Origin of the sequence: Pseudomonas sp. W3I7 (assembly GCF_030816095.1) — a bacterium.
GTDB classification, from domain to species: domain Bacteria; phylum Pseudomonadota; class Gammaproteobacteria; order Pseudomonadales; family Pseudomonadaceae; genus Aquipseudomonas; species Aquipseudomonas salomonii.
Window position 1 is genome coordinate 2559573 of record NZ_JAUSXP010000001.1, and the last position, 14124, is coordinate 2573696.

At 62.9% G+C, this 14124-nt stretch carries 11 protein-coding genes; 10 read left to right on the forward strand and 1 reads right to left on the reverse strand.

Annotated features, from left to right (window positions below; translation table 11 throughout):
• Positions 1 to 83 precede the first annotated feature (83 nt).
• Genes QF043_RS11770 through QF043_RS11785 form a run of 4 tightly spaced genes read left to right on the forward strand, consistent with a single transcriptional unit; the run spans position 84 to position 6321 of the window.
• Positions 84 to 1199, forward strand: coding sequence for an AAA family ATPase (locus QF043_RS11770; RefSeq protein WP_307418598.1), 1116 nt, complete (start codon positions 84 to 86; stop codon positions 1197 to 1199).
• Positions 1196 to 1642, forward strand: a complete 447-nt coding sequence (locus QF043_RS11775; protein WP_307418599.1) for a hypothetical protein — start codon at positions 1196 to 1198, stop codon at positions 1640 to 1642. The genes QF043_RS11770 and QF043_RS11775 overlap by 4 nt, the downstream gene beginning before the upstream one ends.
• Positions 1629 to 3434, forward strand: a complete 1806-nt coding sequence (locus QF043_RS11780; RefSeq protein WP_307418600.1) for a hypothetical protein — start codon at positions 1629 to 1631, stop codon at positions 3432 to 3434. Before QF043_RS11775 ends, QF043_RS11780 begins: the two co-directional genes overlap by 14 nt.
• Positions 3427 to 6321, forward strand: a complete 2895-nt coding sequence (locus QF043_RS11785; protein WP_307418601.1) for a bpX6 domain-containing protein — start codon at positions 3427 to 3429, stop codon at positions 6319 to 6321. The genes QF043_RS11780 and QF043_RS11785 overlap by 8 nt, the downstream gene beginning before the upstream one ends.
• Here QF043_RS11785 and QF043_RS11790 read toward each other — a convergent pair.
• On the reverse strand, positions 6308 to 7207 hold the full coding sequence (locus QF043_RS11790) for a LysR family transcriptional regulator (protein WP_065931327.1): 900 nt from the start codon (positions 7205 to 7207) through the stop codon (positions 6308 to 6310). The genes QF043_RS11785 and QF043_RS11790 overlap by 14 nt on opposite strands.
• Before the next feature lie 264 nt (positions 7208 to 7471).
• Here QF043_RS11790 and QF043_RS11795 point away from each other — a divergent pair, with 264 nt between their 5' ends.
• The 6 genes from QF043_RS11795 (at position 7472) to QF043_RS11820 (ending at position 14100) form a co-directional block, all read left to right on the forward strand.
• Positions 7472 to 8290 (forward strand): MaoC family dehydratase N-terminal domain-containing protein, encoded by an 819-nt coding sequence (locus QF043_RS11795; RefSeq protein ID WP_307418602.1) that lies wholly within the window; start codon positions 7472 to 7474, stop codon positions 8288 to 8290.
• 28 nt (positions 8291 to 8318) lie between these two features.
• The gene (locus QF043_RS11800; RefSeq protein ID WP_017137477.1) at positions 8319 to 9482 is read left to right on the forward strand and encodes an acyl-CoA dehydrogenase family protein; all 1164 of its coding nucleotides are present in this window, start codon (positions 8319 to 8321) and stop codon (positions 9480 to 9482) included.
• Between the two features lie 10 nt (positions 9483 to 9492).
• Positions 9493 to 10842, forward strand: a complete 1350-nt coding sequence (locus tag QF043_RS11805) for an MmgE/PrpD family protein (RefSeq protein WP_307418603.1) — start codon at positions 9493 to 9495, stop codon at positions 10840 to 10842.
• Between the two features lie 9 nt (positions 10843 to 10851).
• Complete coding sequence (locus QF043_RS11810; protein ID WP_307418604.1) at positions 10852 to 12045, forward strand: CaiB/BaiF CoA-transferase family protein; 1194 nt, start codon at positions 10852 to 10854, stop codon at positions 12043 to 12045.
• A 15-nt stretch (positions 12046 to 12060) separates the two neighbouring features.
• Positions 12061 to 12876 carry a CoA ester lyase gene (locus tag QF043_RS11815; RefSeq protein ID WP_307418605.1) on the forward strand — a complete coding sequence of 272 codons (816 nt, stop codon included), beginning with the start codon at positions 12061 to 12063 and terminating at the stop codon, positions 12874 to 12876.
• Positions 12877 to 13116: 240 nt separating this feature from the next.
• Entirely contained in the window at positions 13117 to 14100 is a 984-nt protein-coding gene (locus tag QF043_RS11820; RefSeq protein ID WP_307418606.1) for a TRAP transporter substrate-binding protein, read from the forward strand.
• The last annotated feature ends 24 nt before the right edge of the window (positions 14101 to 14124 follow it).

Below are 14124 nucleotides of genomic sequence, written 5' to 3' on the forward strand. Positions count from 1 at the left end.
TCCTCAAGGCAGGTTGTAACAACGCTTTGCTAATACCTTAGCCTCAGGCAAGATTCCCCGCTTTGGTTTCAGGGAAGATACCCATGATTGCTCAGTTGCAAAGCGCTGCCACGCAAATCCGCCACGCTGTGCGTAAGGCGACCGAGGGCTTGGTCGGGCGCGAGCAATTGGCCGAGTTGATTGTGCTGGCGGCGGTCGCTCAGGAACACATTCTGGTGATCGGCCCGCCTGGCACGGCCAAGAGCGCCGTGGTACGCCGTGTGGCGCAGTCCATGGGCGGGCGTTACTTCGAATACTTGCTGGGGCGCTTCACTGAGCCGTCGGAGCTTTTTGGTGCCGTAGACCTGAAGAAATTGCGCGAAGGCACGGTGGAAACCGACGTCAGCGGCATGCTGCCGGAGGCCGATATCGTGTTTCTCGATGAAGTCTTCCTGGGTTCGACCGCCATCCTTAATACCTTGCTGGGCGTGCTCAACGAGCGCCGCTTTCGCCGTGGCCACACTCAAATTCAATGCCCGTTGCGGGTGTGTGTCGGCGCGGCCAACGGCTTGCCGGAGGATGAAGCACTGGCGGCGTTTGGCGACCGCTTCCTGTTGCACCTGTTTGTTGAGTCGGTGCCGGACAATCAACTGGAAGCCATGCTGGCGGGCGGTTGGCAGTCGGAGCAGCGGCCGGTGCAACAGTTGCTGGGGCTGGCCCAGTTGGACACGCTGAGCCAGGCCCTGAAAAACGCCGACCTGGGCGCGGTGCGTCCAGCCCTGGCCCAGGCGATTCGGCGCCTGCGCGAAGCCGGCATACAGTTGTCGGACCGCCGTATCGTCAAGTCTCAACGGCTGATCGCGGCCGCCGCGTTGCTGGGCGGGCGGCTGCAAGCCAGCGAGGCAGATCTGTGGCCGCTGCTGTATGTGCTGCCCACTAAAGAGACTCAGCAGCATGGCCGCGAGGTGCTGCGCGACCTGTTTGCCGCGTCCAGCAACAGCCATTTGTTCAGCGCAGTCGAAGAGGCCACCTTGCAACCGATGTCGCGCTTGAATCGCTTGCTGGAAACTGCGCAAGACTACCTGGCCCGCAGCGAGCCGCCCGACAGCCCGGCGCTCGAAGGGCTGCTGCGCGAGATCGACGCCAACTTCAATAGCCAGACAATGCCGGAACCCTTGCAGCAGGTACGCGGGCAACTGTCCCGAATGCTCACGCCATGAGTGCCGACCACTACGCCTGGACCTGGCGCCCAAGGCAGGTGCCTGCCGAGCCTCAAGCCGCCGTCGCATGGGGCGACGCCGCGCGACGTTTGCATGCGCGCTTGCTGCTGCTCGCAGATGAACAGGCTGCCCGCTTGCACGCTACCGCCAACGGCGATGTATTGGTCGTCACTGGGCCGGCGGCGGATTTGCCGTGGGTCGACGGCGTCGAATACGCTGCAGTACACCCCGGCGCGCCTGGCGTATGGCTGCCCACCAGTTGGGAGCCGACAGTGCCAGTAGACCTGCTCGGCCAGACGCTGTCGGCGCGTTTCAAGCGCTCGCCCTTATTGTTGTGGCGCGAACCACACGCCGTAGTGCCGTTGGATCGCCTGTTGCCGGTCACGGTTGAACACCTTCAGCGCATCGCGACGCATTGGGGAGCCAGCCATGCAACTGCCTGAAGCCCTGCAACCCTGGCGCCAGTGGCTGGAGTGGTTTGCGCCGCAGCATCTGCCGCTGTTCGCCGACTTGCTTGGGCGCCTTAACCCGGTGCTGGGGCCACTGCGCGGTAGGCAGCAAGGCGGAGTGCCTGAGCCGGATGGCGTGGGTGACCTGCAACGCCGCGGGCCTTACGAGCGCCTGCTTTCCAGCGAATGGCTGCTGGCCGATGAAGTGCCGGATGAGTTTATGCGCCGCGCTGTCGGCGGCGAGCATATGTTCCTGGCGCCGCAGTACCGCGCCCGTGAAGCCAACCGCCTGATTGTCGTGCTATTCGACGCCGGCCCGTTGCAGTGGGGCGCCGCGCGGCTGGTGCATATTGCCTTGCTGATGCTGCTGGCCCGGCGTGCCGAGGAGGCAGGGGCGCAGTTGCGTTGGGGCATCCTGCAAGGCGAGCCGTTGCTGCATGAATTCGATAGCGCGGGGCAGCTCAAGCAGCTGCTCAAGGCGCGCACCTATGAAAGTGTCGCCCCGGCGCACTGGCACGCCTGGCAGGAATGGTTGGCCACGCAGGGTGAGACGTTGGGTGAGTGCTGGGCAGTCGGGCAACGCTTGTCCAAGGACTCGACCAAGACCTGTACGCACCGGGTGCAGGTGCAGCGCAGCCTGGATGGGCACAGCCTGTCATTCGAGGTGCAGGCCGGGTCGGTGCGGCGCGTGCTGCTGCCTATGCCGGATGAGGCGCGTGCGGTGCAACTGCTCAAAGGCCAGTTTGACGATGAAGTCCAGGCGCCGCCGCCGAACCTCGCACGTGCGGTGCCACGCGTAGCCTTGACTTTGCCGCCGGTAATCTCCAGCGCCGGTAACTATGTGGCGCTGCGCCTGCTCGATGAGGCGGGCATGGTGGTGATCAAGCTGCCGCACAAAAACCAGAAAAAGTCGCTGGAGGTTCGACGCCGTCTGTGGGGCAAGCATCAGCGCGTATTGAGCACCACCTTTCACCACCGCAGCCTCGGCGCTGTGTTGAGCGACAACGACAGCCTGACATTCTGGAACATTCCCGGTATGCCCACCGTCGACAAGCCCCCCCGTGAACAGCTGCAACTGCCACCGGGCACCGCGACGTTCCTGCCGAGTGTCTGGCTGCACAGTCAGAACTCCGTGCGTGTGTACGTGCTCGACAGCCAGGGGCGGCTCGCCTACTGGAAGTCGCGTCAACTCTGCCAGGTGGCGGATGACGTAATGAGCCTGGTGCAGGTCGACCCCTTGACCATCGCTTATGCGCGCAGCGAAGGCGGGCAGATTGTCGCGTATTCCGGGTCTGCTGACGGTTTACGCGCCAATGGGCATGCGGTCGGCTCGGCAGCGGGCGTCAGCCAGGTGTTGTTGGCTGCCAACTTTTACTGGCGCCAGTACTGCGGTGGTTGCGCGCTGCTGACCACCCAGGACGGCCACCAGAGTTGGCGCCTGGTGACCCATGAAAGCTTTCCGGCGAAACACGAACAGATCGACTTGGCGCCGGGCTGGAAAGCCATCGGCCTGCACCATGCTTTCGCCCAACGACAGCTCTACTCACTGGTGCTGCTGGGGCCGAACCAGCACAGCGTCGGGCTGTACGCCGAGGGGCAACAGCGCACGTTGTTTACCACTCCGGCGCCGATTGCCCGCGCGAGCTTTTGCCCCATGAGCGGTTTGATCGCCGTACTGACCACTGACCGCGAATTACTGGTTTACTCGGTTGCCGAGCGCTCCATGCGTTTGCAAGTGATGTGCAACCAGGCACCGCAGCTCACCCAGGAAGCGGCCAATGCTTGAGCCAGAACGGATGCTGATTCGCCGCCCGCTACTTACCGGGCACCAACAGATTGACGGCCTATGGTTTGCCGCCGAGCGTTTTGATGAAGGCGAGCGCAGGCGCCTGATCCTCAAGTATTGGCAAATCGACGCGCGTGCCTACCGCTTTGCCGACGGCGACTTGCTGCAATTCCACACACCTTGCCCAGTACATTGCGAAAGCCTGCACGGCTGGCCGCTGATCCGCCAGGGCCTGGGCTTGTCGTCTGCCGCGCTGCACCCTGAGGAATTGCGCGGGCTGCCCGTTGCCGACTTGTGGCTGGTGCGCGGCAGCCAGATCCATGCACTGCAGCTGCGCGATGCACACGTGCTGACGCCCGGGCTGTGGCTCGACATCAGCACCTACACGCTGCTCGACACGTTTGACTGCCATACCCCGTTGCCGGCAACGCTGCCGGATGCAGTGATCACCGACCTGCGTGAAATCCTCGGTGGGCCGCTGGAGCCCGTCAGCCCGGAGCGTGACGCAATCATGCAAGCGCTGCGTGCGCGTGCGCGTCACACGTCGAGTAAAGGGGCTGGCGCCAGCGCATCGCCTGCGCAAAACAACACGAATAGCACCCGTGAAGTTTCTTCCCCGGTGCTGAAAATCGTGATTGGCTTGCTGCTGTTGGGGGGGCTGATCCGCCTCTTCGGCCAGAGCGATGCTGCCGCCATGCTGGCCACGCACACACAGTCCCTCAGCGGTATGCTCCTGAGCGCGCTGATCTGGATGGTTGTGATTACCGCGCTGCTGTTCGGGTTGAACCGCTTTCTGCACCGTGGCGCATCGGCACCCGCTAAAGCGGCGCCCCGGCCGGTGGTCAGCGCACCCGCTAACCCAGGCATCGCTGCGCGTGCCACCCCGCGCAGGCACAAACCTGCCGCATGGCGCCGCTTGTTGACCCGGCTGACCCAGCATTCCCAGCTTTCCAAACTGTATGGCAAACGCCAGGCCGCCTACATGCAGCGCATGTTGGAGATGTTCGAAGACGGCAATTTCGAAGAAGCCTTGCGTCACGCCATCCCTTTGAACGGCGGGGCCTCCAGCGGTGAACAGAGCTTTGGTACGCCTCAGCGTCGCGAGGATTTGAGCCTCAGCCAGCAGGATGGCCCGGCGCGCTCGATGCTGTTTGAAGACGACTTGGCCGAGCATTTGCGCCAGGTCTACCGCCAGACTTTTGAGCGCCTGGACCGTGCCGGTCGTATCGAGGAAGCGGTGTTTGTCCTTGCCGAATTGCTCAAAGAGCACCAGCAAGCCCTCGATTACCTGGAGAAACATGCGCGCTATCAGCAGGCCGCCGACCTGGCTCTGGCCTGGGACATGCCCGCTGCGGTGATCGTGCGCCTGCTGTGCCTGGCCGAGCAGTGGCAGCGCGCCGTGCTGGTGGCGCGGCGCGACAATGCGTTCGCCGACGCCGTGGTGATGCTCCAGGCCAAGTCGCCTGAAGCCGCCGACCGCTTGCGCCTGGAATGGGCCGAGTCGTTGATCGCCAAAGGCCTGTGGTTGCAAGCCGTCGATGTTATTTGGAGCCTGACCGCAGAGCGCCCACGCGCCGCGCAATGGCTGCTCAACGCCGAGGCGGCCGGCGGGCGCTTGGGTATTGAGGCACTGGTTAAACGCGCGATCCTGTTGCCCGAAACGCTGCACGCTTACGGGCCGTGGGTCGAGAAATTGCGTGACGACCCCGCGCGCGCCAGCGAACGCGCCGCCCTGGCGCAGACCTTATTGCTGCACAAGGCCAACACCACCGCCCTGGCCTGGCTGGCCGGTGCCACCGTGCAGGCGATTCTGGCTGATCAATTCAGCGATCAAGGCCAGCTGACGCATAACCAGCTACAAGCGCTGGTCAAGATGAGTCGCGATAAAGCGCTTGCGGCGGATTTGCCGGGCCAGGCGCTCAAGCGTACGCCCGTGGTCTCGCTGGAGCGTTTGGGTGAAACCCGCGAGTGGTCCGCGCCGGCCGCTGGCAGCCGGCCGATTTTCGACGCCGCGCCGCTTGAAGACCAGCGTTACCTGGTGGCGCTGGGCGAGGCGGGCGTGATGGTGGTGGATGCGGCGGGCACAGCGTTGTTTCACTTTGCTGTACCGGCGCAGAAAATCGTTATTGCCCATAGCCGACAGGTTGCGTTGGTGCTGATCTGGCGGGGGAATGTATGGCGCGTGAGCAAACTGGACCTGGTCAATCGAGTCGCCAAAGACCTCGGTATGCTGGCCATGGATGTCTATGCAAACGCCTTTGATGGCAGCAACTGGACCATCGGCAAAGGCCCGCAGTTGCGCGTGGTGGATGTTGATCGTGGCTTTGAAACGCTCTGGCATGTGAGTGATCTACCGGAGCCGGTGCGGGCCATCAAGGTGGATGAACACAACGAATACCTGTGGTTGTCGGCGCCGGGCGGGTGCCTGATGCTGTGGCATTATCGTCTGCCGGAGCGGCGTCTGGTCAGCCGCGAAAGCGCGTTTGACATCGTAGCGACGGACTTCCAGGTTCCCAGTGCCACCGCTGAATCGGCGCAGTATCTGATCAAGCACGATGATGAAACGCCCGTTCTGGTACTTAAGCAGCGCGGGATTCGAAAGGGCTACAGGTTGCCCGGTAACTTGCCGGATGAAGAATGGGATGAGTCCGTCAGCCCGTTTCTATTTGAGGACTGGTTGCTGATCAGTTATCGGGTTGAGCAGCAGGACACGTGCTGGCACGTGATCCACCGTGCCAGCGATCGGCTTTGCGTCACGTTGCACTGGCCGCAAGCGCCGGCCCAGCTTCGCCGCCTGGGGTCTGATCTGTTGCTGTTCGATGGGCAGGGCCGACTGAGCCATATCAATACCGATAACGCCAGCCAGCGCAACATCAGCCTGCACTGAGGGTGTCCGGCATCAAGGTGGCGATCAACGCCCGAATGGTGCCGGGCAACGCTTCCAACTCGCGCACCAGGATACTGCGCTCGCGAATCGCCCACGGCTCATCGAGCTTCACCGTCACCAACTGCATGGTCCGGCTGTGTCGCACGGCGGCGGACTCGGGAATGATGCCGATGCCTACGCCGGCCTCGACCATCCGGCAGATCGCTTCGAAGCTCGACACCTGAATGCGCAGCGATAAATGCTTGCCCAGGCGATCAACGTGTTCACGCAAAAAACTTAATAACGTGCTGCCTTCGTGCAAACCGATGTGCTGGTAGGCCAGGGTTTGCTCCAGCGTTACCGACGGCTGGTCGGCCAACGGATGACCGACGGGCACCATCAGCACCAATTCATCGGTGCTGAAGTGCAACACCTGCAAACCCGCCGCCTCAACCGGCCCGGCAATGATGCCCATGTCGCTGGTGCCATCAAGCACGCCACGCACAATATCGCGGGACAAACGCTCCTGCAGGTCGACGGTCACGCCCGGGCGCTGGGACAGAAAGCCCGCCAGCACCTCCGGCAGAAACTCGGTCACCGCGGTGGTGTTGGCGAAGATGCGGATATGCCCGGCCGAATCCACGCCGTATTGGGTGAACTCGCTTTTGAGGTAGTCCACCTGGCGCATGATCAGCCGCGCATGGTGCAGCAGCCGCTCGCCCGCCGGGGTGATCTCCACGCCACGGCTGTCGCGGTACAGCAGGCGCGTGTCCAACTGACCCTCCAACGCCTTGATCCGCGCACTGGCGGCGGCCGGCGAGAGAAACGCACGCTTGGCGCCCTGAGTGAGGCTGGGGGATTCGGCGATATGGATAAACAGGCGCAGGTCGGCGAGATCGAAATGCATGGCGGCTCCTGTGTGAACACGGACTTCATCACAACAAAGATCTAAATGTGGGAGCGGGCTTGCTCGCGAATGCGGTGTATCAGCTACAGATGTATCGACTGACACTGCGCATTCGCGAGCAAGCCCGCTCCCACAATGGATAGGTGGCGTAACTGTTGGCGTTCAGCATAACCGAACGCTGGTTTATTGAAATGCAAATTCTCAGAACGGGCAGGCGCTTGCATGATCCGGGGCAGACATTCACTGCCCGAGGACCTGCACCCGATGAGCGCCACTGATTGGATCGGCCGAAGCGAGACCGCCCACGACCACCTGAGCCATAACCTGCTCAAACGCATTGCCGCCACTTTTGGCGAAGCTGTGCCGGAACAGGGCGCCGATTTGCCGCCGCTGTGGCAGTGGTGCTTTTTCCAGGATCCACTGCCGGAATCGGCCTTGGGCACTGACGGCCACCCGGCCCGTGGCGGCTTCCTGCCGCCGGCCGACAACCGCAATCGGATGTGGGCCGGTGGGCGCATCGAGTTCCTGTACGCCTTGCGCGCCGGTGAGGCCGCCACGCGCGTGTCGACCATCACCCAGGTCGAAGAAAAGACCGGGCGAACCGGCTCGCTGCTGTTTGTCACCGTGCGGCATGACTATTCCCAGGACGGTCGCCTGGCGATCCGCGAAGAACAGGACATCGTTTACCGCGAACCGACGCCGCCCAAACAGGGCAGCGACGACGCCTTGCCCGAAAGTGAATGGCAGGAGTCGATCAGCCCCACGCCAACCCTGTTGTTTCGCTACAGCGCCGTGACCTTCAACGGCCATCGCATCCACTACGACTACCCCTATGTCACCGACACCGAAGGTTATTCAGGCCTGGTGGTGCACGGCCCGTTGATCGCTACCTTGAGCCTGCGCGCGTTTTGCCGCGCCCATCCCGACGCGACGCTGCGCCATTTCGCTTATCGCGGCGTGCGCCCGCTGATTGCGCCGCAGCCATTTGTGGTCGGTGGGCGCGTGACCGAAACCGGTGTGGCGCAGGTGTGGGCGGGCAACGCCGGCGGCCTGGCGCAGACCGCTCAAATCCACTTCGAATAGTCCAAGAACAACAGGCGGAGAGCCGTTAATGAACCCCAATGACAACGAAGAACTCAATGCCATCCGCGAAGGCGTGCGCGCCTTGTGCGCCGAGTTCGATGCCGCTTACTGGCGCAAGATCGACGAACAAAAAGGCTTCCCCGAAACCTTCGTCAAAGCCCTGACCGACGCCGGCTGGCTGTCGGCGATGATCCCTGAAGAATACGGCGGCTCCGGCCTGGGCCTGGCCGAAGCCTCGGTGATCCTCGAAGAGGTGAACCGTTGCGGCGGCAACTCCGGCACCGTGCACGGCCAGATGTACAACATGTTCACCTTGCTGCGCCACGGCAGCGAAGCGCAAAAAAGCTTCTACCTGCCCAAGCTCGCCAGCGGCGAATTGCGCCTGCAATCGATGGGCGTGACCGAGCCCACCACCGGCACCGACACCACCAAAATCAAGACCACCGCGATCAAGCGTGGCGACAAGTACGTGATCAATGGGCAGAAGGTCTGGATCTCGCGCATCCAGCATTCCGATTTGATGATTCTACTGGCGCGCACCACGCCGCTGGCCGAAGTGAAGAAGAAGTCTGAAGGCATGTCGATCTTCCTGGTCGACCTGCGCGAAGCCATCGGTAACGGCCTGACCGTGCAACCCATCGCCAACATGGTCAACCACGAAACCAATGAGCTGTTCTTCGACAACCTGGAGCTGCCCCTCGACAGCCTGATCGGCGAGGAGGGCAAAGGCTTCAAATACATCCTCGACGGCCTCAACGCCGAACGCACGCTGATTGCCGCCGAGTGCATCGGTGACGGCCGCTGGTTTATCGAAAAGGCCAGTGCCTACGCCCGCGACCGCGTGGTGTTTGGCCGCCCGATCGGGCAGAACCAGGGTGTGCAGTTCCCGATTGCCGAGGCGCATATCGAAATCGAAGCGGCGGACCTGATGCGCTGGCGTGCCTGTGAGGAATACGACAGCGGCAAGAATGCCGGGGCCAGCGCCAACATGGCCAAGTACCTGGCCGCCAAGGCGTCCTGGGAAGCCGCCAACGCCTGCCTGCAAACCCACGGTGGTTTCGGCTTTGCCTGCGAGTACGACGTGGAGCGCAAATTCCGCGAGACACGCCTTTATCAAGTCGCGCCGATCTCCACCAACCTGATCCTGTCCTACGTGGCCGAGCACCTGCTCGAATTGCCACGCAGCTTCTGAGGGCCTGACCATGAGCCATACCCACGCCTTGTGTCGGTTCCTTGCGGACCTGAACTACGAACAATTGCCGGAAAAGGTCCTGGCACGCACCGAAGACCTGTACCTGGACTGGTTGGCTTCGGCGCTGGCCAGCAAGGGCGCGCACCCGATTCCCTTGTTCGAACGTTATGCGCAAAAGATGGGCCCCAACAGCGGCCCCGCCCAAGTGATCGTCAATGGCGGCAGCACCAGTGCATATTTTGCCGCGCTGGTGAACGCCGCATCCTCGCACCTGGTGGAGCAGGATGACCTGCACAACAGCTCGGTGCTGCACCCGGCGACCGTGGTGTTTCCGGCCGCGCTGGCTGCCGCCCAGGACCTTGGCAAATCCGGCCGCCAATTACTGCTGGCCTCGGTGGCGGGCTATGAAGCCGGTATCCGCATCGGTGAATTCATGGGCCGTTCCCATTACCGCATCTTCCACACCACGGCCACCGTCGGCACCCTGGCGGCGGCGGTTGCCGTGGGCAAGCTAATGGATTTTAGCCAGGAGCAGTTCATCAACCTGCTCGGCAGCGCCGGCACCCAGGCCGCCGGGTTGTGGGAGTTTTTGCGCGATGCCGCCGACTCCAAGCAACTGCACACGGCCAAGGCCTCGGCGGATGGCTTGCTCGCGGCGTATTTGACGGCGGACGGTCTCACCGGCGCACGCAATATTCTGGAAGGCGACCAGGGCCTGGCGGCGGGCATGTCCAGCGACGCTGAGCCGCGCAAGTTATCGGCCGAGCTCGGCAGCCGCTGGGCGCTGCTGGAAACCTCGTTCAAGTTCCACGCCTCGTGCCGTCACACTCATCCGGCCGCCGATGCGTTGTTGGATCTGATGCAGCGCGAAGGGCTGTGCGCTGCAGATATCGCCACGGTCGAAACACGTGTCCATCAAGGTGCCATCGACGTGCTCGGCCGCGTGACCACGCCTGCGACTGTGCATCAGGCCAAATTCTCCATGGGCACCGTGCTTGGCCTGATCGCCGTGCACGGAAAAGCCGGGCTCACCGAGTTCCACCAACACGCGCTGACCGACCCCGCCGTCTCGGCGTTTCGCGACAAGGTCAGCATGGCCCTCGATGCAGAAGTCGATGGCGCCTACCCGCAGCGCTGGCTGGGCCGCGTCACCGTCACCACGCTCGATGGCCGCACGCTGCAGGGTGCCATTGACGAACCCAAGGGCGACCCCGGCAACACCCTGAGCCGGGTGGAGCTGGCGGATAAGTTCCAGCGCCTTACCCAATTCAGCGGCGCGCGCGCACCGGCGCAGGCCAATGCACTGATCGAAAAGGTCTGGAACCTGCGCGATGCAGCGTCCATGGCCCACTGGCTTTGAGGAAGCGTTATGACTAACCAACGACCGCTGGACGGCATCACCGTCGTCAGCCTGGAACACGCGATTGCTGCGCCATTCTGCACCCGCCAGCTGGCGGACCTCGGCGCCCGTGTGATCAAGATCGAACGCCCCGGTGCCGGTGACTTTGCCCGTGGCTATGACGAGCGCGTGCGCGGCCTGGCCTCGCACTTTGTGTGGACCAACCGCTCCAAGGAAAGCCTGACCCTGGACCTCAAGCAGGACGAGGCCGACGACATCCTCCAACGCCTGCTGGCGGATGCCGACGTGCTGGTGCAGAACCTCGCGCCCGGCGCGGCGGCGCGCATGGGCCTGTCGTTTGAGGCGCTGCATGAGCGTTTTCCACGGCTGATCGTCTGCGATATTTCCGGTTATGGCGAAGGCGGGCCTTACGAGAACAAGAAAGCCTATGACCTGCTGATCCAGAGCGAGGGCGGCTTTTTATCGGTGACCGGTGGCCCGGGTGAAGACCAGATGGCCAAGGCCGGTTGCTCGATCGCCGATATTTCCGCCAGCATGTACGCCTACAGCGGCATCCTCTCGGCCTTGCTGCTGCGCGGCAAGACGGGGCAGGGCAGCCGCATCGACGTAAGCATGCTCGAAAGCCTGGTGGAGTGGATGGGCTACCCGATGTATTACGCCTTCGACGGCGCGCCCCAACCACCACGGGCCGGGGCGGCGCATTCGACGATCTACCCGTATGGGCCGTTTCCCACCGGCGACGGCGGCACGGTGATGCTCGGCTTGCAGAACGAACGCGAATGGGCGGCATTCTGCGACAAGGTGCTGCTCACCCCTGAGTTGGCCACCGATGAGCGTTTCTCGGCCAACTTCAAGCGCTCGGCCAACCGTGAGGCGCTGCGCCAGATCATCGTTGACAGCTTTGCGCAGTTGGACGCGCAAGCCGTGATCCAACGCCTGGAAGACGCGCAGATCGCCAGTGCCAGGGTCAACGACATGCAAGGCGTGTGGGACCACCCGCAGCTCAAGGCGCGTGACAGCTGGCGTGAAGTCGCAAGCCCTGCCGGGCCGCTGCCGTCGCTGTTGCCGCCGGCGCGCAACGCCGCGTTTACCCCGCGCATGGACGCTGTTCCCGCCTTGGGCCAGCACAGCCAGGGCATTCTCGATCAGCTTGGGTTTTCGGCGCACACCATCGACGGCCTGCGCGCACGCGGCGTTATTTAATAAGGAATTCACCTGATGCCAAAGCCTTTAGTTCGTTCGGCCCTGTTTGTGCCCGGCAGCCGCCCGGAGCGGTTTTCCAAAGCCCTGGCCAGTGGCGCCGATGCGGTGATTGTGGATTTTGAAGACGCGGTAGAAGAACCCCTCAAGCGCCAGGCGCGGGATAACCTCGGGGTGTTTTTGCACGCGCATCCACAGGCTCAGGTGTGGGTGCGCATCAATGCGCCGGAGCATGCCGAGCATTTTGAGGATGTGGCGTTCTGTAAAGCTCACGCCAATGTGGCGGGTGTGCTGCTGCCGAAGGTGGAGAGCGCGGCCCAGGTTGCCGTGGTGGCGGCTGCCGGCAAGGTGATCTGGCCGATTATCGAAAGCGCCAAGGGCTTGCTGGCGGTGGCTGAGATTGCCCATGCGCCGCAGGTTGAGCGCCTGTCATTTGGTGGTCTGGATTTGGCCTTGGACCTGAACCTGAGCAGCGGCTCTGCCGCCGCGCAGTTCGCGCTCGACCAGGCACGCCTGGCGTTGATCGTGCATTCGCGCGCTGCCGGTTTGGTGGCGCCACTGGATGGCGTGCACCCGGCCATCGACGACCCTGAGGGTTTGCGCCGTTCGATCCGGCATGCGTATGAAATGGGCTTTGCCGGGGCGCTGTGCATCCATCCCAAGCAGGTGGCGGTGATTCATGCGGCACTGGCGCCCAGCGCCGAAGACCTGGCCTGGGCCAAGCGCGTAGTAGAGGCGGGTGCCCATGGGGCCGGGGCTTATCAGATGGATGGGCAGATGGTGGATGCGCCAGTGTTGCTGCGCGCACAAAGGCTTCTCGCTGCCCAACTCTAACTGACACAACCGAGAGCAAAATGTGGGAGCTGGCTTGCCTGCGATAGCGATGGACCCGCCCATGAATCGACTGCCTGACACACCGCCATCGCAGGCAAGCCAGCTCCCACACTCGATCTGCATTGTTCTGAAGTATGGCGTTCGGCCTGGCCGAACGCAGGTATCTAAAATTCGAAATTCACTACACGCGTCACATCAGGCACCTTGCCCTGTAACACAACAATAAGAAGGTGATTCCCCATGCTCAAGCTTTCTCGGGCGCTGCTGTGCGCCGCCACTTTATTTGCCGCGGGCCTGGCCCAGGCGGCCGACCCGATTGTGATCAAGTTCGCCCACGTGGTCGCCGAAAACACCCCCAAGGGCCAGGGCGCGTTGTTGTTCAAAAAGCTTGCTGAAGAGCGCTTGCCGGGCCGGGTCAAGGTCGAGGTGTACCCCAACTCCTCGCTGTTCGGCGATGGCAAAGAGATGGAGGCGCTGTTGCTCGGCGACGTGCAGATGCTGGCGCCGTCCCTGGCCAAGTTCGAGCAATACACCAAGCAAGTACAGATCTACGACCTGCCGTTCCTGTTCAATGACCTGGCCGCCGTCGACCGTTTCCAGGCCGCTCAGGGCAAGGCATTGCTGACCTCGATGCAGGACAAGAACATCCTCGGCCTGGCCTATTGGCACAACGGCCTCAAGCAACTTTCCGCCAACAAAGCCCTGCATGAACCCAAGGACGCCCGTGGCCTGAAGTTTCGCGTGCAGGCTTCCAGCGTACTCGAAGAGCAGTTCAAGGCGATCCGCGCCAACCCGCGCAAGATGAGCTTTGCCGAGGTGTACCAAGGCCTGCAGACCGGCACCGTAAATGGCACCGAGAACACCTGGTCGAATTATGAAAGCCAGAAGGTCAACGAGGTGCAGAAGTACTTCACCGAGTCCAACCATGGCCTGATCGACTACATGGTGATCACCAACGCCAAGTTCTGGAACGGCCTGCCGCCGGATGTGCGCACCCCCCTGGAGCAGATCATGGTTGAAGTCACCGTGGAGGTGAACAAGCAGGCCGAAGCGCTAAACCAGTCGGCCAGGCAGAAGATCATCGACGCCAAGACCAGCGAAATCATTGAACTGACCCCGGAGCAACGCCAGCTGTGGCGCGAAGCCATGCGCCCGGTGTGGCAGAAGTTCGAGGGTGAGATCGGCGCCGACCTGATCAAGGCGGCGGACGCCTCCAACCAGTAATTGCGGGTTGTACCGAGATCCAAT

Excerpts from the sequence above, each read along its gene's own strand:
- QF043_RS11770 (WP_307418598.1), top strand. The coding sequence starts at position 84 with ATGATTGCTCAGTTGCAAAGCGCTGCCACGCAAATCCGCCACGCTGTG.
- QF043_RS11805 (WP_307418603.1), top strand. The coding sequence starts at position 9,493 with ATGAGCCATACCCACGCCTTGTGTCGGTTCCTTGCGGACCTGAACTAC.
- QF043_RS11815 (WP_307418605.1), top strand. The coding sequence starts at position 12,061 with ATGCCAAAGCCTTTAGTTCGTTCGGCCCTGTTTGTGCCCGGCAGCCGC.
- QF043_RS11780 (WP_307418600.1), top strand. The coding sequence starts at position 1,629 with ATGCAACTGCCTGAAGCCCTGCAACCCTGGCGCCAGTGGCTGGAGTGG.
- QF043_RS11810 (WP_307418604.1), top strand. The coding sequence starts at position 10,852 with ATGACTAACCAACGACCGCTGGACGGCATCACCGTCGTCAGCCTGGAA.
- QF043_RS11800 (WP_017137477.1), top strand. The coding sequence starts at position 8,319 with ATGAACCCCAATGACAACGAAGAACTCAATGCCATCCGCGAAGGCGTG.
- QF043_RS11795 (WP_307418602.1), top strand. The coding sequence starts at position 7,472 with ATGAGCGCCACTGATTGGATCGGCCGAAGCGAGACCGCCCACGACCAC.
- QF043_RS11820 (WP_307418606.1), top strand. The coding sequence starts at position 13,117 with ATGCTCAAGCTTTCTCGGGCGCTGCTGTGCGCCGCCACTTTATTTGCC.
- QF043_RS11785 (WP_307418601.1), top strand. The coding sequence starts at position 3,427 with ATGCTTGAGCCAGAACGGATGCTGATTCGCCGCCCGCTACTTACCGGG.
- QF043_RS11790 (WP_065931327.1), bottom strand. The coding sequence starts at position 7,207 with ATGCATTTCGATCTCGCCGACCTGCGCCTGTTTATCCATATCGCCGAA.
- QF043_RS11775 (WP_307418599.1), top strand. The coding sequence starts at position 1,196 with ATGAGTGCCGACCACTACGCCTGGACCTGGCGCCCAAGGCAGGTGCCT.